The organism is Spirosoma utsteinense (assembly GCF_014282275.1).
In the GTDB taxonomy this organism is placed as follows: domain Bacteria; phylum Bacteroidota; class Bacteroidia; order Cytophagales; family Spirosomataceae; genus Spirosoma; species Spirosoma utsteinense.
Genome location: NZ_VFIA01000003.1, coordinates 207797 through 230575, shown reverse-complemented (window position 1 = coordinate 230575; position 22779 = coordinate 207797). Strand labels below are relative to the sequence as shown.

Below are 22779 nucleotides of genomic sequence, written 5' to 3'. Positions count from 1 at the left end.
ATGTAGAATGGGTGAAGGGTTTAATGAATAGGAATGTCTGTTCATTAAACCCTTCACCCTTTTTTTGGATCATACAAGCAACCGTTGTGGAAAAACGCGTATACATTCATCAATCCCAACGACAGACACGTTCACTATTCTGGATGAATTACTTACTCACTCTTTTTATTACGCTTTTAGCCCTGACGGTGTCTGCACAAAATCGCCCGCAACCCGCCTATGCCCGCGACTGGAAACGGGCCGACTCACTGGCCGCCAAAGGTCTGCCCAAGTCAGCGCTGGCTATTGCTGATCGGATCTATAAAGAAGCCAAAGTGGCCCGAAACTACCCACAGGTAGCGAAGGCGGCCCTGTATAAAACCATCTTCCGGACGTACTCCGATGAGGAGGTCTACGTACAGCTGGTCAGCTCCCTACGAACCGACATCGTTGAAACACCCGAACCGGCCAGGTCGGTGCTACAATCCGTACTGGCTACTGTATACTGGGAGTATTTTCAGCAAAACCGGTACAAGTTTTACAACAGGGCTATCATAGGCCGGGCCACTACAGGAAAAGCGGGCGCAAACCCGCCGGCAAAACCCGCCGAATCAACGGCTGATTTTACAACCTGGGATGCCCATCGGCTCATGGGAGCCATGACGACGGCTTATCTGGCCTCCGTTGAGGCCAAAGACCTGTTGCAGAAAACGCCCGTTACCGACTATGATGTCCTGCTCAATACCGGCGATGCCGACGCGCGTGCACTCCGTCCAACTTTATATGACTTGCTCGCTCATCGGGCTATCGATTTCTTTAAAAACACCGAGTACGACCTGCTAAAGCCTGTTTTTACGTTTTCCATCAACCAGCCTGAATACCTGACCGGACCTGACATTTTTGCCAAACTAAAGATTGAAAGTCAGGATTCAGTATCGGGCCGTTATCAGGCACTGCTACTTTTTCAGCAACTGCTGGCTTTCCATCTGGCCGATGCTCGCCCCGACGCGCTGGCCGACGCTGACGTTGAGCGACTGGCATTTGTTCACCGCCACAGCGTAGTGCCGGGCCGGGATTCTCTCTATCGGCAGGTACTCGAAGGGCAGATGGCAGCCTTCAAAAATCAACCTGCCGAAGCAGTATATGCGTATGAACTGGCTAATTTTCTGGCCAATTCGGATAAGAACCGTGGGCCACTCGACAAGGGGGATGATAACCCTGGCTTGGGTCAGCCCGATCCGGCCCGTTGGTACTATAAGCAGGCGGCTGCTATCTGCCGGGATCTGATCAAACGGTTCCCCGGAACGCTGTCGGCGAAACAGGCGGAGTCATTGCTGGCCCGGTTGCTGAAAGTCAGCTATTCCATAGAAATTGAACAGGTAAACGCGCCCGGTCAGCCATTTCGGATGCTGGTGAATTACCAGAACACCAGGGTGATTAAATACCGGCTTGTCAGGGTAAGTATCGCCGACATGGAGGCCTACCGAAACGGCGAAGGCGACGAAAACCAGCGTCGGAAGCGCTTTGCTGCCCTGCTGAAACGCCCCATCGCCCTCGAAAATACCGTAAGCCTGCCCGACGATGGTGACCTGAACCGCCATTCGGTCGAGGTGCCGCTTTCCGGGCTACCCATAGGCCAATATGTGATGCTAACTACGCAGGATGATACGTTTCGGGAAATAACCGAGTCGGTTCAGTATGCAACGTTCACGGTGTCTGCTTTGGGCTACGTTCAGATGCCACCCGCACAGCGTATGGTAAATGAAATCATTTATGTCACTAACCGACAAACGGGTGAGCCGGTAAAAAATGCAGAGGTGACACTGATCAGCCTGAAACCGGCGTTGCCTGCAACCAAACAAGAGACCTTACTGACTGATGCCAACGGCCGGGTTGATATACCGATTGGTTTACTTCCCCGCGAAACCGGGTTTCGGTATGTAATTACGACCGGTAGCGACACGCTGCTTTCCAGCCAGCAATATCAGTTCAATTATGGCGACAACCGGCAGGAAGAGACGACGCCTACCTACAGTCGCCTGTTCACCGACCGGGCCATTTACAGGCCAGGCCAGTTAATTTATGTTAAGGGACTGCTGTATGCGGGTAAAGATGATCAGTATATCAGTGTACCTGGTCAGGACGTATCGGTTGAATTGCTCGACCAGAACGGTGAGCAGGTAGCCCGGCAGACGCTAAAAACCAACGAATTTGGTACGTTTACTGCCACGTTTACGGCTCCGGTTGGGCGGCTCACGGGTATGATGACGCTGCAAACGAGTTATGGCAGCGCTACCATCCGGGTAGAAGAATATAAACGCCCGACATTTGAGGTAACAACGAAGCCGATAAAAAAATCAGTGAAACTGGGCCAGGTCGTTACCGTACTGGCTTCGGCAAAAACATTTTCGGGAGCCGTTGTCGATGATGCTGCGGTGCGTTACCGGGTCACCCGTAAACTCCGCCCCCGCTGGGACTGGTGGTATACGAGCCGGCGGGGCGGTTATCCTAACATGAGTCAGGCAGAAATTGCCAATGGAATCGCCCAAACGGATGCCAGTGGAAACATCACTGTTAAATTTACGGCTACACCGGATCTGGAGAAATCACGCCAGGATAACCCGGTCTTTGACTTCGACATTACGATAGACGTTACCGACCGGGCGGGCGAAACCCGAAGCGTAACCCAAACAATTCAGATTGGCTATGCAGCTCTGCAAGTCAGTTTGGCTATTCCGGCGCAGATCGACCAGGATAAACCGGCGGCTTTTCCGGTGACGATTACCAATCAGCTGGGCGAGAAAGTGCCGGCAAAGGGGGAGCTGGCTATCTATCGGCTACAACCACCGACCCGACTGCTGCGGGCCCGGCTGTGGAGTCGCCCCGACCGGCAGTTGCTAAGCCGGGCGGAGTTTGAGAAGCTGTTTCCGAACGACCTCTTCGCGACCGAGAACGACCCAAAATCCTGGCCTAAAGGCGAACTTGTTCAGCAGCAAGCCATCACCGCTCCGGCTGATTCACTCATCAAGCCAGCACCCAACCGCTACACTCCCGGTGAGTATGTGGCCGAACTGACGGTTGCCGACTCTGCGGGCGAGTCGATAAAAGAGCGGGCGTTCTTTACCGTCGTAAACGATAAACAACCCGTGGCATCCGCCCGTGCAGATGATTGGGTGCAGGTTCGCAAAGCCACCGCCGAACCGGGCGAGGAGGCTGTTTTCTGGGTTGGAACGGCTCAGCCTGGTTGGGTTCTGATGGCGGTGGAGGAAAAACAGCAGATCGTTCGGCAGGAATGGCTGAAAACCGATGGCCGGCCCCGGCGCGTGACCCTGCCTGTTGCCGAAACGCAGCGGGGTGGTTTTGCGGTCCATTTTACGATGGTACAAAATGGCCGGCTATATCAGAAAACGCAGCTTGTTACGGTGCCCTTCACCAACAAGCAACTGACGATAAAGACGCAGACATTCCGCAACAAGCTCAAGCCCGGAGAACGGGAAACATGGACGCTAACGATTGACGGCCTGAACAAGACCCCAGCCGAAATGGTGGCTACGCTTTACGATGCGTCGCTGGACGTTTTCGGTCGGCTCGATTGGCCGACAACCGTTTATCTGCCCTACACATCCACTTTCTACGGCTGGCAGTCCAGTAGTTTTGCTACCGGTTCGAGTAATGCCGTTTTCTATCGGTATCATCCGGAGCTACCTGTGCCCGTACGGCGCTATGATCAACTGGGTTGGATGGGGTATCGATTCTCGCCATTTGGGGGCCGCCCATTTACCTACATGTTTACTGGTGAACCTGGCGTACTGGATAACGCGATACGGGTAACCGTACGTCGGATCGGGAAGGTAATCCGGGGTAGGCTGACCTATAAAAGTGGCGATGCCGTAGCCGGGGTAACGGTGTTCATGAAAGGAAGCAGTGAAGGCACTGCGACAAACGAAAAAGGTGAGTTCTCGCTGGTGGCTAGCTCACAGAAAGAGGAAGTTAGCCTGACTTTTTCGACACCCGGCTACGTAACGAGTGAACGGAAAATAAAGCAGAAGCCCCTTACATTCAACTTGCCGCCCGATGCACAGGCCTTAAATGAGGTGGTTGTCGTCGGCTACGGAGCCCGGGCAAAGCAAGCGATGACAGGAGCGGTAGCTACCCAGGAGCGCCGTGGTGGTGGTGCGGCCGAAGCAATGCAGGACGGAGGTTCTGTTGTTGAATTGAGGGGAGCAGTAGCTGCGGAACAGATAGCTCCAGCCGCCCCATTAATCGATCCGCGCCGGAATTTCAACGAAACGGCTTTCTTCATGCCGCAGGCCCGGACGGATAAACAGGGACGGGTGGTGCTGACATTCACGATGCCGGAAGCTCTCACGCGGTGGCGTTTGCTGGCGTTCGCCCATACGAAAGACCTGAAAACGGGTACCCTGGAGCGGGAAATTATTACCCAGAAAGAGCTGATGATTACGGCCAACGCTCCGCGTTTCCTGCGCGAAGGCGACACCATCCGGCTAACTGCCCGTGTCAACAACCTGACCGGAAAACAACTCAACGGCACGGCTGCCCTTCAGCTGACCGATGCCCTGACTGGTGAGCCCCTCGGTCAGAAAATCAAGGTGCTCAACAGTCAGGGCGCACTGTCCATCCCGCCGGGTGGCGGACAGGCGGTAGGATGGACACTGGTTATTCCCTCGGGACTCGAAACCGTAACCTGCCGACTGACCGCCGAGTCAGGCCTGTTCACGGATGGCGAGGAGTTCACACTGCCCGTCTTACCCAACCGGATGCTCGTAACCGACACGAAACCATTCTGGGTCAATGGTTCCGAGACAAGGGCCTTCACGCTCGATCCACTCGCGAAGCTATCTCCTGAATTGCCCGTACAACACGAGCGCTTAACGGTGGAGGTAACCAGCAACCCGAGCTGGTATGCGCTGCAATCGTTGCCCTACCTGATGGAGTACCGGTATGAATGTGCCGAGCAGTTATTTAGCCGGTTGTATGCCAATAGTCTGGCCGCTCACATCGTAGCCAGCAAGCCGGCTTTCAGGCAGCTAATCGGGGAATGGCAGAAAGTGCCGCCAAAAAGCCCGTTGCAATCGAACGGGGAGTTGAAAGCCGTTACGCTGGAGAATTCGCCCTGGCTGGCCGACGCCCGCTCCGAAGCAGATCGGCAGGCTAAACTGGGCCAGTTGCTGGATGCGAATCGTATGGAACAGGAACAGCTACAGACAGTTGATAAACTTAAGCAGCTGCAAACAGCAACGGGCGGCTTTCAATGGTTTGGCGGCATGGAGCCTGATTTGCCCATGACCCTGCACATACTGAGTGGATTGGGCCATCTGACGAAGTTAGGGGTTACGTTTCCTGTGGCCGTCCAGCCAGCGTTAGCCCAGATGCAGGCCAGTGCCCTACAGTATGCCGATGTCGAAATCAAACGCTGGGTCAGCGAGCAGCAAAAGGTCGATGGAAAAACGAAAAGCAAGTTGACCAGTGCCTGGTATTTCTCGGCCACGCAGTACCTCTACGCCCGCAGTTTCTATCTCGATAAACCTATCGATAAAGCGGTGCTGGCGTATCTGAAACAACGCGTTGGGGCTGAGTGGCTTACCCAGAGTCTGCAAGGTCAGGCCCTGGCAGCCATGGCGCTGCATCGATTTGGCGACACAAAAACGGCCGAAGGTATTCTGCGGTCCCTGTTGGAGCGGTCGCGGGAGTCCGGGGAGATGGGCTTGTACTGGCCCGATAACACGAGCGGGCTGAACTGGTATCAAACGCCCATTGAAACACAGGCGTACCTGATCGAAGCGTTCGACGAAATAAAACAGGACCGGGCCACAGCCGATAATATGAAACGCTGGCTCCTGCGGCAGAAACAAACGCAGGCGTGGTCATCGACCAAGGCCACAACGGAGGCCGTTTATGCACTGCTGTTACGGGGTAGCGACTGGCTTGGTACGGGTACGAACACGCAGGTTAGCCTGGGCGGACAGCCCATCGAAAGCCGTGTGACTTCATCAGAGGCTGGTACGGGTTACCGGAAAGTGACGTATGCCGCCAGCGAAATCAAACCGGAGATGGGGGTCATTCAAGTTACAAAAATTGGCGATGGCCCGGCCTGGGGTGCGTTGTACTGGCAGCATTTCGAACCGCTCGATCAGGTGATGCCGGGTAGCGCGGGTTTATCGGTTCAGAAAACGCTCTACATCCAGCGCGACTCACCCGGTGGCCCCCTCCTGTCGACCGTCGCATCTCAGTCGTCGATCAAACCGGGCGACCTGATCAAAGTGCGGCTTATTCTGAAAACAGACCGCGCAATGGAATATGTGCACCTGAAAGACGGGCGGGCATCGGGTTTTGAACCCGTAGCGGCTTTGTCGGGCTACAAATACCAGAATGGCCTTGGTTATTATGAGTCCCCCCGCGATGCCAGCACTGATTTCTTTCTGAGCTACCTGCCGGTTGGTACGCACGTGTTCGAATACGACCTGCGTGTGGCCCAGACGGGTGATTTCTCGGCGGGCGTTGCTACGGTCCAGTGCTTTTATGCGCCGGAGTTCTCCGCACATTCTGCCGGTGAGCGGGTCAGGGTGAAACAATAAGGTTATGTCATACAGCCGCGACGGCTTCCAGTTCTATGCCAAACCCGTAATGGAGCGTCGAGCAGGGCACAACCGACCGAGCCGGACGATGATCGCCGAAGAACTGGGCATATACCTGATTGACGGCACTCCAGGCCGTGATGTCGGCGATGAAAATGCTGACTTTTAGTACTTTATCGCGCTGGCTACCAGCCTCGTCTAAGATAGCGTCAAGATTGGCAAGTATCTGTTCCGTTTGCTGGACAACGGTAGCGTCGTTCAGTTTTTCGCCAGCAGGTGTAATGGGCAGGATACCGGATAAATAAACCAGACCGTTATGAACAACGGCCTGTGAATAATGGCCGCCGGGTACCGGGGCGTTCGGGGTTTCGATAAAGGTCATTTGGAACCAGATAAATAAGAATTCACTCATCACTAATGATTACCTCTTTGGCTACCCGTTCACCGGAGCGAACGGCACCGTCGATATAACCATTCCATACGTCGGAGGTTTCGGTACCAGCCCAGTGAATACGGCCCACGGGTTGGCGCAGAACGGGACCCAGGGTAGTCCATAAGCCCGGTCCCGGCACACCGGCATAGCACCCGCGCGACCATTCTTCGTTCATGAACGAGTGATCCAGGTAGCGGACGGGCTGGCGCGCTGCCGGTCCGAAAAACGTGGCGAACGCGTTCAGCGCTGCTCGTTTTCGGTCTTCGTCCGACAGGATAGAAAACGCTTGTGCCTGATTACCCAGTACAAATCCCATCAAGACGCCTTGGCTACCATCCCTGGGCGAATTGTCAAAAGTAACCGTGATGGGGCCATCGGGCGTAGCGGCCAGTCCGTTCAGGCCCTGATCGCGCCAGAACGGCTTATCATAGATCGCGTAACATTTCCAGACCGCGCCCATGGGTAGCCGCTGAATGAGTTGAGCGCGTTGGGCAGGCAAGAGCGGCTGGAAATCGATCCGGCTTTGTAACGCTGGTGGAACCGTTACAATGACATACCGGGCCTTATAGGTCACGTGTTCGGTTACGACCTGAACCTGCTCATCGGTTTGTAAAATGGCTCTGACGGGGGTGTTATAAACGATTTGTTCAGGAAATGTAGCCACCATTCGATTGGCGACGGTTTGAGCACCCCCAACAAAACGTTCTTCCTGCGCACCGTCTTTTACGTTCATCAACGTATCCAGATTACGACCCGACTTTACGTAGAACAGGGCGTGGAGGAGTGAAATTTCGGCTGGGTCAGCGGCCCAGATCGCTTCGGCAGCTACCTTGAAAAACTGACGGGCGACGGAGAAATGCATCTGCTTCTCCATCCAGGTTGCCAGCGTCATGGAGTCAAGTTGCCGGGCGTTGGGCGTATTCCAGGGTGCTGCCAGATCAACGGCTTTGGCCATCCGGTTCATTTTCTTGATGGCTCTATCCAGGCTGATCAGCGCACCAACGGGAAGTGGAGGAATAAGGCCTTTGTAGCGTTTCACCTGACCCCGGAAAAATTGAGTGCTCTTGCCCGTATCGAAGGTCTTGAAGGTTTCGACGCCATAGGCCCGCGCCAGTGCATAGATACGGTCCTGCGACGGTCCTACCCAGGCCCCGCCAAGATCTACATAAGAACCGTCATCGAATTGCTGCGTATGAACGCGGCCACCAACACGGTCCCGGGCTTCGAGCAATAGCACCCTTTTGCCAGCTTTAAGCAAATCCTGGGTGGCCGTCAGGCCTGCGTACCCAGCGCCTACAACGATGACATCATAAGTAGTAATAGGTTCGTCCATAAACGCTTACGAATAGAACGGCAACCTACGGAAAAAAGCGAAACCCTGCCAGTGGTCGCAGACCCTGGTAGTGGTTGAGTAACAGGAGCTAGTAACAGAGCTCACTCAACCACTACCAGGGTCTGCGACCACTGGCAGGGTTTCGGTTTAAACGTATTAATTAAACGACAGCGTCGATCAGGGACGTCACGATGGAGACGACTATACTGAACAGTAAGGCGGCAATGATACCACTTACGCTAAAGCCGGGTACCAGATAAGCCGCCAGATACACCATCAGAACGTTGATCACGATGAGGAAAAGTCCCAGTGTAATAATCGTGATTGGAATTGTAAGAATGGTCAGAATTGGCTTTATGAAGGCATTTAACAAACCCAGTACAATGGCTACAACGAGGTATGTGCTGACGCCACCCGTAACAGAAATGCCCGGAATGAACAGGCTGGCGACATAAACGGCCACCGCACTGATAAGAATGCGAATAATTAGACCCATGAGTAATGTTTGTTTGGTGAACAGTTAAACTTCAGAGACACCAACAACACACAATCGGCTTTGTTCAAATGGGCTTACTTCGCGTGACGGCTTTCGAGGACCGTAACAATCTCATCCAAGTCGATATTTTTGTATTCGAGCAGGACCAGGTAGTGAAACAACAGATCGGCGGCTTCGCCCCGAAACAGGTCGTCGTTATCGTCTTTCGCTTCGATCACGAGCTCAACAGCCTCCTCTCCTACTTTCTGGGCGATCTTATTGACGCCCATTTTGAACAGCGAAGCCGTATAGGATGTCTCGTTTGGGTTCACCTTCCGATCGTGAATAATACCCTGCAAATGGTTCAGAAACAGGGCCCGGCCTGGATAAGCTTTTCCCCGATTTACTTCATTGAAGCAGGTGTCGGCACCGGTGTGGCAGGTTGGTCCGTCGGGATTGGCTTTAATGAGCAGCGTATCGCCGTCGCAGTCGACCCGAATCTCGTGTACGTGCAGGAAGTTACCGGAGGTTTCGCCCTTTGTCCAGAGCCGTTGTTTGCTCCGGCTGAAAAATGTGACAATGTTGTCGGCTGCGGTTTTATCGTAAGCCTCGCGGTTCATGTAGCCCAGCATCAGGACTTTCCCCGTTTGGGCGTCCTGAATAACGGCCGGGATCAGACCGTCGGGTGATTTATCGAAATTGATCTCGGAATTCATGCGGTAAAGGTACAGCCCAATAGTCGGAAGTGCGCCATATGCTCTACGTCAACGTACAGCCTATAGCGCACTTCCTTCCGATTATCGAGTAAAGAGTAGACTTACGCCCGAATGGTTTCCACAAAGGCCTGGATGCTCTCCGGCGACGTGCCGTGATCGTCCAGATGCCGGATGAAGGCACTACCGACAATGGCACCGTTGGCGTTGGCGCAGGCCGAATCGAAGGTTTCGTGGTTGTTGATGCCGAACCCGATCAACCGGGGGTTACGCAGGTTCATGGCCTGAATGCGTTCGAAATAGGCCCGCATGGGATCGCTGATGCCCGTAACAGACCCGGTAATGCTGGCCGACGATACCATGTAAATGAATCCCTCTGACTCCTGGTCGATAAGCCGGATGCGCTCGTCTGTTGTTTGCGGGGTAATCAGGTTAACGTTCAGAATGCCGTATTCACGGAACGTCGATGCATATTCGTCCAGGAACAGATCGAGCGGCAGGTCGGGTAGAATAACCCCGTCGACGCCCACCTCGCGGCACATCCGGCAAAAATTCTCGACACCATACTGCAGAACCGGGTTGATGTACCCCATCAGCAGGATCGGTACTGTGATTGGCTCGCCTGTAGAATCGGTACGGCAAGCCGCTAACTGGTCGAACAGCTTTTTGAGGGACATGCCGTTGTCCAGCGCCCGGCCGTTGCTCTTCTGAATCGTTTCGCCGTCGGCAACGGGGTCCGAATAGGGCATGCCAATCTCGACCAGATCCACCCCCGCCTGTTGCAGACCACGCAGGATCGCTACAGTATCGTCCAGATGCGGAAATCCGGCGGTAAAATAAATATTGAGAAGCCGTTCGCTTTTACGCGCGAAGAGGCTTTTGATGCGATTTGACGTTGTACCGTGCGTTTCGGTCGGTATGTCTATTACGGGTTGCTCTATCATGATCGTCACCGCTGACCGTCTCGGCCGGCTTTACAAATACTGGGAATAGGTACTCAGATCCTTATCGCCACGACCCGACAAACAAACGACGACCACATCGTCGGATTTGAGGTTCATGTGCGGCAGTGCGGCCAGGGCGTGCGCCGTTTCGATGGCGGGAATGATGCCTTCGAGCTGGCTGAGCTGGAAACCGGCAGCAATGGCATCTTCGTCGGTGATGGCGTAAAAGTCGCCACGGCCCGATTCGAACAGGTGTGCATGCAGGGGACCAATACCCGGATAATCGAGCCCGGCCGAGATCGAATACGGCTCTGTTACCTGACCGTCTTCGGTTTGCATCAGGATGGTCCGGCTACCATGTAGCACACCCGGTTTGCCAAGGACGGTCGTTGCCGCCGAATGGCCCGATGCCACACCATGGCCGGCCGCTTCAACGGCTACCAGCCGAACGGATGGTTCGTGCAGGTAGTGGAAAAAAGCACCGGCTGCGTTACTGCCCCCGCCTACGCAGGCAACCACGTAATCCGGGTTTTCGCTGCCCGTTTTGGCGAACAGCTGTTTCTTGATCTCTTCTGAAATAACCGACTGAAACCGCGCCACCATGTCGGGATACGGGTGGGGTCCCACCACCGAGCCGATGATATAGTGCGTATCTACGGGGTTGTTGATCCAGTGGCGCATGGCCTCGTTGGTCGCATCTTTGAGCGTCTGGCTACCCGACGTAGCCGGAACGACTTTGGCTCCCAGCATCCGCATGCGGTCTACGTTGGGCTGCTGCCGCTTCATATCGATGCTGCCCATGTACACGATGCATTCGAGGCCCATCAGCGCACAAACGGTTGCCGTTGCCACGCCGTGCTGCCCGGCACCCGTTTCGGCGACGATACGTTTCTTGCCCAGCCGCTGCGCAACCAGGATCTGACCAATGGTGTTATTGATCTTATGCGCACCGGTATGGCAGAGGTCCTCGCGTTTGAGGTAGATGGTCGCACCAATCGTTTCGGAGAGCCGCTTCGCCAGGAACAACGGCGTTGGCCGACCAACGTAATCTTCCAGCAACTGCCAGAACTCGGCCTGAAACGACGGATCGGCAATAATATTGAGGTAGCTCTGCCGAAGTTCTTCTACGTTAGGATAGAGCATTTCGGGAATGAATGCTCCGCCGAAATGGCCGTAAAATCCTTTATCTGATACCTCAAAAGAGGTGGTTGGTTCGATTGTGGCTTGCATAAGATTAATGCTTTACTAAACGTAAGCCCAGAGCTGGTAAATGGTCAAAATCATTATCGGTCGTATGCAGTTCCAGGTCTAAGTATAACGCGAGGGCTGCTATCCAGATATCATTTTTACCCATATTCCGGGCTGAAGATTTTAGCGGTGCTGTTTGTAGTTTGCCTTGACTAAACGCGTCAATCTGCGCGTAATCAGGAATAATAGTAGATTCAATATCAGCTATTGGATAACGATCAATGAGGTAACGCATGAAGTTAATTTTCTGAGCGCCCCAATCGGCCTTTAATGAAAACGCTTCAAGTTCACCACCTACTACTATCGGAATAATAGTTTGAACAGTTGGTAGACTGCCTTTTCGTATGTGATTGATCAAAAGGTTCGTATCATAAATCATACAGCGCCCTGATCTCCTTCAGCCATCAAGTCATCCATCCGCTGATTCTCTACTTCCGAGAATTCCGGAAACTGGAGTATGAAAGGTTCTTTAGCCGCCGTCGTTTCCAGAAAACGCTCAGTACCCCAACGCTTTATGTCACTTGGCTTGTAAATGTTGAGTTGCCCCTTTTTCATGGGGGGGATATTGTCGGTCAATACATTCATCTGCTCCATAAGATGCGTTATTAGTTACTTGAACACAGTCGAGCTAAAGAGAGTGCCTCTTCTCGCTAAGCCGTTTCCTCTTCCTCCACAGGCCGCAGGCGGGCGATCAGCTCCTTCACCTTGGCAACGTCTTTAACGCCGGGGGCCGTTTCTACCTGGCTGTTCACGTCGACGCCGTACAGTTTCATGCCTTTGAGGGCTGCCAGTTGGTCGAGGTTGTCGAGGCCAATTCCTCCGCTGATGAAAAAGGGTTTTTCATTGTCGTAGCGGCTTAGAATGCTCCAGTCGAACGTATGGCCGTTACCGCCGGGCTGGTCGCCTTTGGCGTCGAACAGGAAAAAGTCGCACTGGGCTTTGTAGTTGTTCAGCATCGAGAAGTTGAACGTCGCATCGACCCGGAACGCCTTGATGAGGTTGATGCCCCGGTTGCGTAAGCTCCGGCAAAAATCGGGGGTTTCGTTGCCGTGGAGCTGAACGTACTGAAAGTCGTATTTCTTCACGGTACGCAAAATGAACTCCGGGCTGGCATTCACGAACACGCCCACTTTCCGGATCGAACGGGGCAACGCTTTAACGACCTCCTCATCCAACTCATCACCCACGTAGCGGGGCGACTGATCGTAGAAAATGAACCCAATAAAGTCGGGATCAAGGGCGGCAATCTCTTTCAGGTTGTCAGCATCGCGCAGACCGCACACTTTGATTTTCATAATTGTACGAGTTAGATAGGTATGGTTGTCGAGTTAAACTGAGCGACTATGTCCGCCAAAGCAGCTGCCGGGTCAGGTGTTTTCATGAATGCTTCGCCGATGAGGAATCCATCGAAACCCGCTTGGAACAGCGCCCGCATGGTTTGGGCGTCGTGCAGACCACTTTCGGTGATCTTGGCGAACGTATCGGGAATGCGCTCCACCAGTCGCATGGACGTATCAATCGATGTAACAAATGTTTTAAGATTTCGGTTGTTGACACCCACCAGATCGACCGTATGCGTCAGTGTGCGGTCGAGTTCGTCCTCGTCGTGGACTTCGAGCAACACCTGCATCCCCACATTGTGCGCCAGTTCGCTGAGGTCGATTACCTGCTGGGGCGTCAGGCAGGCGGCAATGAGCAACACCAGATCCGCTCCCCACGCTTTGGCTTCCAGAATCTGGTAATCATCGATGATGAAATCTTTCCGCAGAATGGGCGTCTCAGGGTTAGCCAGGCGAGCCGCCTGCAAATCGGCCAGCGTACCGCCGAAAAACGGCTCATCGGTCAGCACCGACAACACAGCTGCGCCCGCTTTTACGTAGCCCAGGGTAGTAGTCGCTACGTCGGCCTGGTCATTGATGATACCTTTGGATGGGGATTTACGCTTGAACTCGGCAATGATACCCGTCGAACGAAAACTCTGAACCGCGTCACGCGCTGACAGAGGCATTCGCTTAAAGTCAGGCATCAGTTCAAGCGCCGATATCGGGGTGGCCGCCATTCGCTCGGCGACTTCAATTCGTTTTTGGGCAACTATCTGGTCCAGAATGGTCATAATATGTATCACGGACTACGGTCCGCCGAGCCCTGAGGCTAATTGTCAATATAAAGCCAGTTGCCAGCTGGCCGAACGGCCAGTGGCACGTTCTTACTTCAGCAACGTCTTAAAACAGTTCAGCGCTCGTCCGCTTTCCAGCGATTCACGCGCCATCGACACCGCATCGTCCCGGTCGCTGGTTTTGCCCGCAGCCAGTAACGCCATCGCCGAGTTCGCCAGCACGGCCTGCGTTTGAGCGGTCGTTGCCTGGTTGTTCAGCACATTCATGAATATCTGTGCTGACTCGTCCAGCGTCTGTCCACCTGCCAGCGATTCGGGACTCAACCTAGTCATTCCCAAGTCCTTTGGTTCCAAAAGTAACTCCGTGTGGTTACTGATGACCTTGAAAGCCCCTGTTAATGAAATTTCATCGTACCCATCGAGCGCATGCAGGATCATAAACTGCTTGTCTGTCTGCTGATAAAGGTACGCATATAATCGAGCCAATTCAAGGTTGAATACGCCAACAAGCTGTTTTTGAGGACGTGCGGGATTCACCATCGGGCCGAGCACATTGAAAAACGTTTTCACACCCAGCTCCTTCCGAATTGGCCCAATGTTCTTCATCGCGGGGTGAAACAAAGGAGCGTGTAAAAAGCAGATACCCGCCGTTTCCATCTTGCGCTGTAACTCGCCCACGTCGTTCGTGAACCGATAACCCAGATGCTCCATCACCGTAGAAGATCCAACCAGCGACGAAACGCCATGGTTGCCGTGTTTGGCCACTCGCTGCCCCGCCCCGGCGACCACAAAGGACGATAGGGTCGAGATGTTGAAGGTGTCTTTACCATCGCCCCCGGTGCCGCAAAGGTCCATCGGGTCGTAGGCATCCAGGTCGACGGGCAGGCAGAGTTCGAGCATAGCGTCGCGGAAGCCCTGTAGCTCTTCGACGCGTAAACTCCGCATCATGTACACGGTCAGAAACGACGCAACCTGCGATGCGTTGTAAGCACCCTGTCCAATGCCGATCAGGGTTTGCCTGGCCTGTTCTTTAGACAAGGTTTTGTATTCGAACAAGTGATTAAGGATTGCTTTCATGAGGTGTTTTTATTGGTAGAGACGCGAAGGGTCGCGTCTCTACAGAAAACTAAATCGACAGCCAGTTCTCGATCATTTTTACCCCGTTTTCGGTCAGTACCGACTCGGGGTGAAATTGAAGGCCCCGCACGTCGAACCTCGTATGGGCGAGGGCCATCACGCGGCCCTGCTCGTCGACGGCGGTAGTGCGTAGCTCGGCGGGCATTGAATCGGGCATAACCGTCCAGGAATGGTAACGCCCAACGGTCAGCTCGTCGGGGATATTGGCGAAAAGCCGTTCAGACGGGTCCGTAACGGTGGTCCGGTGGGCAACCCCGTGTAGCACATCGCCGAGGTTTTCGAGCCTGGCACCATATACTTCGCCAATGCCCTGATGACCGAGGCAAATACCCAGAATACTCTTGGTAGGGCCGTACTCAGCCACCAGCGACTGCATGATTCCGGCTTCGGAGGGGATACCGGGACCGGGCGAAAGCATGATCTTGTCATACTGCGCGACGTCTTCCAGCTCAATTTTGTTATTCCGGATCACATCCGGCCGATAGCCCAACTCCCGCAAAATATAGACGAGGTTGTAGGTGAACGAATCGTAATTGTCTAAAACGAGAAGTTTCATAAAAGGGGGAGGAGGTGGAGGAGGGAGGAAAGGGAGAAGGGATGCTTATGTATACATCACTCTTCTCCTTTTCACCGTTCCTCCATGCTCCTTTTAAATCAATTTTGCCTGTTCAATCGCCATTCGTAGGGCGGCTAGTTTGTTGTGTACTTCCTGTAATTCGCTTTCCACGACCGATTTGGCGACCACACCCGCGCCAGCCTGGTAATACAAGGTGTTGTCTTTGCTCATAAATGTGCGGATCATAATGGCGTGGTTGAACTCACCATCGAAGCCCATGTAGCCGATACTTCCCGAATAGAACGAGCGGCTTAAGCTCTCATATCGATCGATAAGCTGCATGGCGTTGTGCTTGGGTGCACCGGATAACGTACCGGCGGGAAACGTCTCGGCAACGATCTGAAGGGGATCTGCCTCGGGCGTGAGATCGCCAACGACCTTCGATACGAGGTGAATGACGTGTGAGTAATACTGAACCTCTTTGAAGGTTTCGACCTTCACTACGTCGCAGTTGCGGCTCAGGTCGTTGCGGGCCAGATCGACCAGCATGACGTGCTCGGCCGATTCTTTCGGATCATCATATAGCTTCTGGGCCAGTTCGGCATCGCGGATATCGTCGCCGGTACGCCGGAAGGTGCCCGCGATGGGGTAGATCGTGGCTTTGCGATCCTTGACGACGATCTGTGATTCGGGCGAGGAGCCGAAAATCTTGTAGTTGCCGTAATCGAAGTAGAACAGGTAGGGTGATGGGTTCAGCGAGCGCAGCGACCGGTACACATTGAATTCGTCGCCCATGAACGGCATCTCGAAGCGCCGGGAGAGGACAATCTGAAATACATCGCCCCGCTGGCAGTGGTCTTTCCCTTTCTGGATGACCGCGCGAAACTCGTCATCCGTAAAATTGGATTGTTCGGGGCCGGTGGGGCTGAAGGTGTAAGTCGGGTAGTTGCGACCGGTAATCATATCGCTGATATCGTCGAGCGTGCTGTCGGGCTGGGCATCACCGTTGCTGAGGTAGCTGTGCTCAAAGAGGTACAGCTCGTCTTTGAAATGGTTGATGGCGATGACGTAGCGGTAAACGGTGAAGACCGCTGCCGGAATCTGGTTCTCTTCGGGGATGGGCGCATGCAACGTAATATCCTCGAAACTCTGCACCGCCGGGTACCCAAAGTAGCCGAACAAACCATTGTTGATGAACGGAAACGGTGCTTTCTCGTGATCGAAACTGTCTTTGAATTGTTGTAGAGCGGCCAGCATTTCGCCTGGTCGGACATCCGTGATCTCTTCCGGCTGACCCGGCATCCTGACCGTCAGTTTATGTCCCTCGTAGGAAAACTGCGCGACGGGGTCGAACGCGATGTACGAGAAGCTGTTGTCGTTACCGTGGTAGTCCGAGCTTTCGAGCAGGATGCTGTTACGGTAGCGGTCCCGGATACGGAGGTAAATGCTAACCGGCGTGATAATGTCGGCCAGCATCCGTTTGTGGCGGCTGACAACCCGGTAGGTAGTTAAGGCAGGGGCAGAGGTAGTCATATTTTCGTTGTTAAAAGGCAAAAAATAAGGCTCACCGGGATGACGGTGAGCCTTTGTATATATGTTGGTAAACAACAATAGCGGCAACCTTCATCCCAAATGAGAAGAATGCCACCACCAAATCATGTTTACTGAGTTATTCACGTTTTCTTATGTTTTTGTCTTCGTTGATGCTTGTGTCGCAGCGCGCTACACCTTGGCTTCGGCCACAAAGATAAAGTGATTGTTTTTCTAGTTGGATACGTTGACCACTAATTTTTTGCTAATAAAATTCGCTAGGTCATACGGCACTTCCCACGGAAGCAAATGACCCGCACCCCTACAGATCTCCAGCGTAGCGGCTGGCAGATAGGGGAGTGTCAGTCTGGGTTGCACATCGGGCGGGAGGGCTCGGTCTTCCGAACCCACGATAATATGAACCGGAATGGTAACCGCAGCCATCCGATCTGAAATGTCTTCTTTGCTACCCGCCAGCAGCCACGCATCCCAGGCTGATTTTCCCGTTCGCAGATCGTCGGCAATGATCTGCTTTCGTACAGCTTCCGAAACGGCTACTTCGGTAATGTTCTTGAGCGTCTGTTCGGCGGCCGATCGCTGGCCGTGGCCAGTGAGTAGTTTCTGACGCTCCTTATCGGGGATGGGTTCGGGAACGGGCGGTGAAGGCGAAACCAGCAACAGTGACTGTAACCCGGTTGGTTGCCGACTGGCCAGTGCCAGCGCTACCTTGCCACTCATAGAGTGACCCACCAGCACGAAGTCCTGAACCTCGTACTGGTGCAGGATGTCGGTAACATCGTCGGCCATATCATCAACCGTGTAGCCGGTTGCGGGTGAATCTGAGCCGCCGTGACCGCGCAGGTCGATAGCAATGCAGCGGTACTGGTCCGATAGCTGGCTCATCACACCGAGCCACTCCTGCGCCGACCCGCCAAAATAGTGCAGGAATACCAGCGTTAGCGGGCCGCTGCCCTGTTCGAGTGTATGCAGAGAAATACGACTTACGGTTTCGGTCATCACATTGCCACTTTAAGCCGGGCGGGGCGGTCGGTTATTTCGAGCATTTCGGCATGAGGCACGATCGTGATCTGGCCGAATTCCTGCAGTAGGTTCTTGTAGGCTTCGCATACCGGACGCGGCTTCCGGTCGAGGTCGTACAGCCCGCACTCGTTGACGTGGTTTTTCACTTCGGCAAGTTGAATGTCCCAGTCGATCTGGTCGATCAGGCTGTACCAGGTGAACCCCAACACCGGAATACCATCCCGGCGCATCCGCATGATGCTGATCCACTGTTTGTGGAGCCACATAACGGCCTGATCGGCTTCGAACACGTTCGTTTCAGTGTGCATCACGGGCAGCTTGTATCGCTCATAATAGTCTTTCGTAATCTCATACCAGCCCAGTACGTCCATCGACGTTTGAATGCTACCGTCCGGCAGTTTAATTCGTTCGTTTCGGCCGTAGTAGTCGTTGCCCATGATCTGGTAGCCGGGTGGTTTTCCGGCCATGAACCAGTCATATTCCTTCCGGGTCATGCCGTTGTCGAGCAGGTACATGAGTACCGTTGCCGAAGGCGCATTGGCATACAGGAGGTCAAGGGATAGAAACCGTAGTTCGTTGTCCAGCGACGTTTGGGCTGAGGGGGTGGCGCAGAGTTCGTGGGTAAATTCGGCGCTTTCGCTCTGTACGATCACACAGTCGTTCCGGTATTGAGCAATTTGCTGCGTCCCCATAATACTGGCCGCTGCGGCATGTTTCATGGCCGTCACAAACCCTTTGTCGGTTTTGAGCTGCTCATTCCAGACGCCGTCTTTACCGCTGATCCGGGCGGTCACGTAGATCTCGTTGACGGGTGTGTAATACCGTACCCAGGGGTAGCGTTTGGCCACGGCTCCGGCATAGTCGGCAAAATGAACAGGGAGTTCGGGATTCTGGAAGTTCTCGATCCAGTCGGGCACGCCGAAGTGCATCAGGTCCAGAATGGGGACAATGTCGAGCCGTTTCATCTCGTTCATCACCTCATCGGCAAAGCTCCAGTCATACTTGCCCGGTGCTTTATGAATGCTGTAGTAGGGCAGTCCATAGCGCAAAACCCGCAAGCCGGTTTCTTTCACCAGCCCCAAATCCTCCTTCCAGCGGTCGTAATGGCCACATTCGCGCAACTGATCGCGTCTGACTTTTCCTTTTTCAATCGTTGGATACGAGCATTCGATGCCCGTAGCGAACATGAAATTCCCCGGATTATCGGCGGGCAGGCCACTGCCATCGTGGCCACCCGCGCCACCGAACTGGTCACCGGCATAGTTGCCATCACCGTATTTTTTCTTGATATGCTGAAGGAAGTTCATGTCTGAAGGTAGTCGTAAGTCTGTAAGTGGGTAAGTCGTACGTAGCGTCGATGAGGGAAGCACTTACGACCCTACGACTTACAGACTTACGACTTTTTTAGAAATTTATCTGCCGTACGGAGCGCCAGGGCCATAATAGTCAGGGCCGGGTTCACGCTTAATGCACTGGGAAAGGTTGAGTTATCACTGATGTATAGGTTAGGAATATCATACGACTGCCCATTGGCGTCCACAACCGACGATTCGCGGTCGTTGCCCATCCGGCAGGTACCAATGATGTGCGCATTCCGCGGAAAGGCCCAGACGTTTTTAGCCCCGGCGGCATCCCAGATTTCCCGCATGACCTTGTCGGCGTGGGCCGTCATGCGCTCTTCGCTCTCGCCATTGGAGAAGTAGATACGGGGTTTGGGTAGTCCACGGATGTCTTTCTCGTCGGATAACTCCAGGAAGTTACCCTCGTAAGGCAGGCAGTCGCCGAGAATATTGATGCCTGCTACGTGGTTGTAAGCCGCAGCGGCCCGTTTCAGGTCCTGCCCCCACAAACCCCGGCCCCGCGCCATCTGGCTGACGTAGGTAACCGGCATAACGCCAATGGATTGAAGCAGGTACCCGCCCACGAAGTCGGCCTTGTCGGGCCGGTGCATGTCTTCCGAAATCAGGGAGCCGGGAATACCTTTGTAGGGTCTGATGTCTTCGTCGAACTCACCCCATATCTGAAGGCCCGTATGCGCCATGACGTTGCGCCCTACCTGGCCGCTGCTGTTGGCGATGCCATTCATGAGTAGCAGGCGTGGCGTTTCAATAGCGCCGGCGCACAGGAATACGAACCGGCATTTTTGCCGCTCTTCCTGCCCGTTCCGGATGTAGATAACCTCGGTTATTTTACCCGCCCCATCCCGGACAAACTGGGTAACGAAGCATTCGGGGCGGATTTCGGCACCGTGATGAACGGCCAGCGGGATGTAAGTCACGTCCATGCTGGCCTTGGCACCGTTGTTACAGCCTGCCTGACAAAAGCCCCGGTTGGTACAGGCGTGTCGATAGCCGACGCCCTCCTGGTAATACCCCGCCGACAGGGCCGCGTTGGCCGCTGGCGATGTTTTCAGGCCAATATCCCGACACCCCCGCTCCATAAGCTGACCAGCGCCATTGAGGGGTAGTGGACCAAGCGCGTACCCTTTTTGGCGGGCTGGTCCCCAGGGGTAGGGCGATGGACCGGATACGCCGATGAACTGCTCAACCTCGGTGTAGTACGGCTCGATCTGCTCAAAGCCAAACGGCCAGTCTTCGCCCACGCCAAAATCAGTCCGGATTTGCAGATCGTCGGGTTGGGCGCGTGGGGTATAGGCGGTATAGTGCAGCGTTGAGCCGCCCACACCCGTACCGGAATTGTTGTTGCCGAAGGGTATCGGGTCTTTCCCCGCGCTGAGCCGTTCGTCGTTCCAGAACAGTTTCTCCTGCGATCGTTCGTCGGTAGCGAAGTCTTTGGCGGGATTCCACTGCTTGCCTGCTTCGAGCGCTACGACGCGCAAACCGGCTGCTGCCAGTCGCGCCAGCAAAGGAGCCCCGCCCGCCCCGGTACCGATGATGACGGCGTCGACGGTTTCGTTTATTGAATGGTGTTGCATGGTAAGTGGACTCAGCGCCCCGCCAGGTTAGAGCTGCCGGGGTTCGCGATCTTCTAAGTTGTTTAATCCCAGCCGGTTCCAGGCGGGTTGATCGGCCATGCCGACATACCCGATTGTTTCCTGTACTAGCGGGTGGCTGTAGTAATTCTCGACGGCTTCGGCGAGCATTTCCTCGAAAAAGCGCTCCGATGGCATAGTCTGCCAGATCGCTCCGGGCGCGTCACCCGTTTGGACAAGACCGAGAATACGATCCTGCTGGTCGGTGGCAAGCTGCTGAAACGGCTGCTGGAAGAGGGTCTGGGCGCTTTCTTCGATGCCTGTCAATCCGCGCCGGTAGGCTTCATGATCGGTTGGCATGGTGTCGTATCGCCAGCCATTGGATTTGTTTTCGGCAAGCCGGTCGTCGATGCCGCCCCAGATCTCAATAGTCTGCATGCCATCATCCTGCGGAATCAGGCGGTTACAGACCACTTCCAGTAAGGCGTATTCGTCGGCAGAAAAGAAAACGGGCTGTCGGCTAGGGGCATTAAGGCGCTCGGTCAACACCTGCCGGGTAATATCGGTGACCTGATCGGTATTGAGTAGCGCACGGACGGTGTTGGGTGGGTAGGGCATTGTATAATGGTGAATGATGAACGATGAATGATGAGCGGTGAATGATGAGCGATGTTATAGACTGAGGCAACATGGGGCCGTAGGTACATCACTCATCATTCACTAACCCAGTTTGCCACCGGTTACTTCCACAATGCTGCCGGTCATGAAACTGCCATCGCTGGAAGCCAGCAGCACATAAGCCGGGGCTAGCTCTTCGGGTTGGCCAGGACGGGCCAGCGCTACCTCATGGCCGAAGTTTTTGACTTCATCTTTGGGCATCGTCGCGGGTATGTTGGGTGTCCAGACCGGGCCGGGTGCTACACAGTTGACGCGAATGTTCCGCTCGCCCAGCTGAATAGCCAGCGATTTGGTGAACGCGTGGATAGCACCCTTCGTCGCCGTATAATCCACTAGGATCGGGTTACCCACAATCCCGACAATGCTACCCGTGTTCACGATGCAGTCGCCTTCGTTCAGGTGTGGCAGCGCTGCCTGTGCCATGAAGAAGTACGCCAGGATGTTGGTGTCGAATGTGCGTCGGAGCTGCTCTTCGGTAATGTCTTCCAGCTTCTCCTGCGATTGCTGAAACGCGGCATTGTTGACCAGAATATTCAGCTTGCCGTATTTCTCGACCGTTTGCCGGACGGCATCTTCACACAGGCTTTTTTGCCGAACGTCGGCCTGTATCACCAGACACGAACGGCCTTTTGACTCGACCAGACGCTTGGTATATTTCGCATCGTCGGTGTTTTCGTTGTAAACGATAGCTACGTCGGCCCCTTCCATAGCGAAGGCAATGGCAACCGCGCGGCCAATGCCGGAGTCGGCACCGGTGATGAGGGCAACTTTATCAGTGAGTTTGCCCGCTGGCTTGTAGTTCGACAGGTCGCTGTCGGGGGCGGGGTCCATGTCTGACTGGCGGGCGGGGTATGGAAGTTGCTGGCCGGGAATTTCTTCGGCTTTTGGTCGAAATTCAGATTGACTCATGATATAACGTTGAGAAGGGTAACACGAATAGACTGGTTACCCAATGGGTTCTGTGTTGCAGTCTATCTAAACAGGCGTTTAACCGTTTTGTTGGTAATGACCAAAAAGAGCCGCCTGACAATCAGACGGCTCCACAAAAGAATAGTATGCCTATGTAGG

Annotated in this window: 19 protein-coding genes; 1 reads left to right on the top strand and 18 read right to left on the bottom strand. The window is 54.3% G+C overall.

Annotated elements, in window-relative coordinates; genetic code table 11:
- Positions 1 to 143: 143 nt before the first annotated feature.
- On the top strand, positions 144 to 6575 hold the full coding sequence (locus FH603_RS03435) for an alpha-2-macroglobulin family protein (RefSeq protein ID WP_186736057.1): 6432 nt from the start codon (positions 144 to 146) through the stop codon (positions 6573 to 6575).
- Between the two features lie 7 nt (positions 6576 to 6582).
- Here FH603_RS03435 and FH603_RS03430 read toward each other — a convergent pair whose 3' ends face one another.
- The 18 genes from FH603_RS03430 to FH603_RS03345 all read right to left on the bottom strand — a co-directional run bounded on the left by FH603_RS03430 (position 6583) and on the right by FH603_RS03345 (position 22620).
- Positions 6583 to 6987: a RidA family protein gene (locus FH603_RS03430; RefSeq protein ID WP_244967985.1), complete on the bottom strand. Its 405-nt coding sequence runs from the start codon at positions 6985 to 6987 to the stop codon at positions 6583 to 6585.
- On the bottom strand, positions 6980 to 8341 hold the full coding sequence (locus FH603_RS03425) for a flavin monoamine oxidase family protein (protein ID WP_186736056.1): 1362 nt from the start codon (positions 8339 to 8341) through the stop codon (positions 6980 to 6982). The genes FH603_RS03430 and FH603_RS03425 overlap by 8 nt, the downstream gene beginning before the upstream one ends.
- A 160-nt stretch (positions 8342 to 8501) precedes the next feature.
- Positions 8502 to 8837 carry a phage holin family protein gene (locus FH603_RS03420; RefSeq protein ID WP_186736055.1) on the bottom strand — a complete coding sequence of 112 codons (336 nt, stop codon included), beginning with the start codon at positions 8835 to 8837 and terminating at the stop codon, positions 8502 to 8504.
- A gap of 74 nt (positions 8838 to 8911) precedes the next feature.
- Positions 8912 to 9532: a bifunctional phosphoribosyl-AMP cyclohydrolase/phosphoribosyl-ATP diphosphatase HisIE gene (hisIE, locus tag FH603_RS03415; protein WP_186736054.1), complete on the bottom strand. Its 621-nt coding sequence runs from the start codon at positions 9530 to 9532 to the stop codon at positions 8912 to 8914.
- 101 nt (positions 9533 to 9633) lie between these two features.
- Complete coding sequence (gene trpA / locus FH603_RS03410) at positions 9634 to 10473, bottom strand: tryptophan synthase subunit alpha (RefSeq protein ID WP_186736053.1); 840 nt, start codon at positions 10471 to 10473, stop codon at positions 9634 to 9636.
- A gap of 30 nt (positions 10474 to 10503) precedes the next feature.
- On the bottom strand, positions 10504 to 11703 hold the full coding sequence (trpB, locus tag FH603_RS03405; RefSeq protein WP_186736052.1) for a tryptophan synthase subunit beta: 1200 nt from the start codon (positions 11701 to 11703) through the stop codon (positions 10504 to 10506).
- A 4-nt stretch (positions 11704 to 11707) separates the two neighbouring features.
- On the bottom strand, positions 11708 to 12100 hold the full coding sequence (locus FH603_RS03400; RefSeq protein WP_186736051.1) for a PIN domain-containing protein: 393 nt from the start codon (positions 12098 to 12100) through the stop codon (positions 11708 to 11710).
- Positions 12097 to 12315: a hypothetical protein gene (locus FH603_RS03395; RefSeq protein WP_186736050.1), complete on the bottom strand. Its 219-nt coding sequence runs from the start codon at positions 12313 to 12315 to the stop codon at positions 12097 to 12099. Before FH603_RS03395 ends, FH603_RS03400 begins: the two co-directional genes overlap by 4 nt.
- A 56-nt stretch (positions 12316 to 12371) precedes the next feature.
- Positions 12372 to 13016, bottom strand: a complete 645-nt coding sequence (locus FH603_RS03390; RefSeq protein WP_186736049.1) for a phosphoribosylanthranilate isomerase — start codon at positions 13014 to 13016, stop codon at positions 12372 to 12374.
- Between the two features lie 11 nt (positions 13017 to 13027).
- Positions 13028 to 13834: an indole-3-glycerol phosphate synthase TrpC gene (gene trpC / locus FH603_RS03385; protein ID WP_186736048.1), complete on the bottom strand. Its 807-nt coding sequence runs from the start codon at positions 13832 to 13834 to the stop codon at positions 13028 to 13030.
- Between the two features lie 93 nt (positions 13835 to 13927).
- A complete protein-coding gene (gene trpD, locus FH603_RS03380) occupies positions 13928 to 14914 on the bottom strand; it encodes an anthranilate phosphoribosyltransferase (protein WP_186736047.1) in 987 nt (328 codons plus the stop codon).
- Positions 14915 to 14963: 49 nt separating this feature from the next.
- Positions 14964 to 15530, bottom strand: a complete 567-nt coding sequence (locus FH603_RS03375) for an anthranilate synthase component II (protein WP_186736046.1) — start codon at positions 15528 to 15530, stop codon at positions 14964 to 14966.
- A 93-nt stretch (positions 15531 to 15623) separates the two neighbouring features.
- Complete coding sequence (locus tag FH603_RS03370; RefSeq protein ID WP_186736045.1) at positions 15624 to 17063, bottom strand: anthranilate synthase component I family protein; 1440 nt, start codon at positions 17061 to 17063, stop codon at positions 15624 to 15626.
- A 231-nt stretch (positions 17064 to 17294) separates the two neighbouring features.
- Entirely contained in the window at positions 17295 to 18077 is a 783-nt protein-coding gene (locus FH603_RS03365; RefSeq protein WP_186736044.1) for an alpha/beta fold hydrolase, read from the bottom strand.
- Complete coding sequence (locus tag FH603_RS03360; protein ID WP_186736043.1) at positions 18077 to 19408, bottom strand: family 1 glycosylhydrolase; 1332 nt, start codon at positions 19406 to 19408, stop codon at positions 18077 to 18079. The genes FH603_RS03365 and FH603_RS03360 overlap by 1 nt, the downstream gene beginning before the upstream one ends.
- 86 nt (positions 19409 to 19494) lie before the next feature.
- Positions 19495 to 21036, bottom strand: coding sequence for a GMC family oxidoreductase (locus FH603_RS03355; protein ID WP_186736042.1), 1542 nt, complete (start codon positions 21034 to 21036; stop codon positions 19495 to 19497).
- Positions 21037 to 21063: 27 nt separating this feature from the next.
- Complete coding sequence (locus FH603_RS03350) at positions 21064 to 21651, bottom strand: gluconate 2-dehydrogenase subunit 3 family protein (protein WP_186736041.1); 588 nt, start codon at positions 21649 to 21651, stop codon at positions 21064 to 21066.
- 102 nt (positions 21652 to 21753) lie between these two features.
- Entirely contained in the window at positions 21754 to 22620 is an 867-nt protein-coding gene (locus FH603_RS03345; RefSeq protein WP_186736039.1) for an SDR family oxidoreductase, read from the bottom strand.
- Positions 22621 to 22779: the final 159 nt, after the last annotated feature.

Coding starts and splice junctions, on each gene's coding strand:
- hisIE (WP_186736054.1), bottom strand. CDS start 9,532: ATGAATTCCGAGATCAATTTCGATAAATCACCCGACGGTCTGATCCCG.
- FH603_RS03355 (WP_186736042.1), bottom strand. CDS start 21,036: ATGCAACACCATTCAATAAACGAAACCGTCGACGCCGTCATCATCGGT.
- FH603_RS03425 (WP_186736056.1), bottom strand. CDS start 8,341: ATGGACGAACCTATTACTACTTATGATGTCATCGTTGTAGGCGCTGGG.
- FH603_RS03390 (WP_186736049.1), bottom strand. CDS start 13,016: ATGAAAATCAAAGTGTGCGGTCTGCGCGATGCTGACAACCTGAAAGAG.
- FH603_RS03350 (WP_186736041.1), bottom strand. CDS start 21,651: ATGCCCTACCCACCCAACACCGTCCGTGCGCTACTCAATACCGATCAG.
- FH603_RS03395 (WP_186736050.1), bottom strand. CDS start 12,315: ATGGAGCAGATGAATGTATTGACCGACAATATCCCCCCCATGAAAAAG.
- trpC (WP_186736048.1), bottom strand. CDS start 13,834: ATGACCATTCTGGACCAGATAGTTGCCCAAAAACGAATTGAAGTCGCC.
- trpB (WP_186736052.1), bottom strand. CDS start 11,703: ATGCAAGCCACAATCGAACCAACCACCTCTTTTGAGGTATCAGATAAA.
- FH603_RS03400 (WP_186736051.1), bottom strand. CDS start 12,100: ATGATTTATGATACGAACCTTTTGATCAATCACATACGAAAAGGCAGT.
- FH603_RS03435 (WP_186736057.1), top strand. CDS start 144: ATGAATTACTTACTCACTCTTTTTATTACGCTTTTAGCCCTGACGGTG.
- FH603_RS03420 (WP_186736055.1), bottom strand. CDS start 8,837: ATGGGTCTAATTATTCGCATTCTTATCAGTGCGGTGGCCGTTTATGTC.
- FH603_RS03375 (WP_186736046.1), bottom strand. CDS start 15,530: ATGAAACTTCTCGTTTTAGACAATTACGATTCGTTCACCTACAACCTC.
- trpD (WP_186736047.1), bottom strand. CDS start 14,914: ATGAAAGCAATCCTTAATCACTTGTTCGAATACAAAACCTTGTCTAAA.
- trpA (WP_186736053.1), bottom strand. CDS start 10,473: ATGATAGAGCAACCCGTAATAGACATACCGACCGAAACGCACGGTACA.
- FH603_RS03360 (WP_186736043.1), bottom strand. CDS start 19,408: ATGAACTTCCTTCAGCATATCAAGAAAAAATACGGTGATGGCAACTAT.
- FH603_RS03370 (WP_186736045.1), bottom strand. CDS start 17,063: ATGACTACCTCTGCCCCTGCCTTAACTACCTACCGGGTTGTCAGCCGC.
- FH603_RS03365 (WP_186736044.1), bottom strand. CDS start 18,077: ATGACCGAAACCGTAAGTCGTATTTCTCTGCATACACTCGAACAGGGC.
- FH603_RS03345 (WP_186736039.1), bottom strand. CDS start 22,620: ATGAGTCAATCTGAATTTCGACCAAAAGCCGAAGAAATTCCCGGCCAG.
- FH603_RS03430 (WP_244967985.1), bottom strand. CDS start 6,987: ATGAGTGAATTCTTATTTATCTGGTTCCAAATGACCTTTATCGAAACC.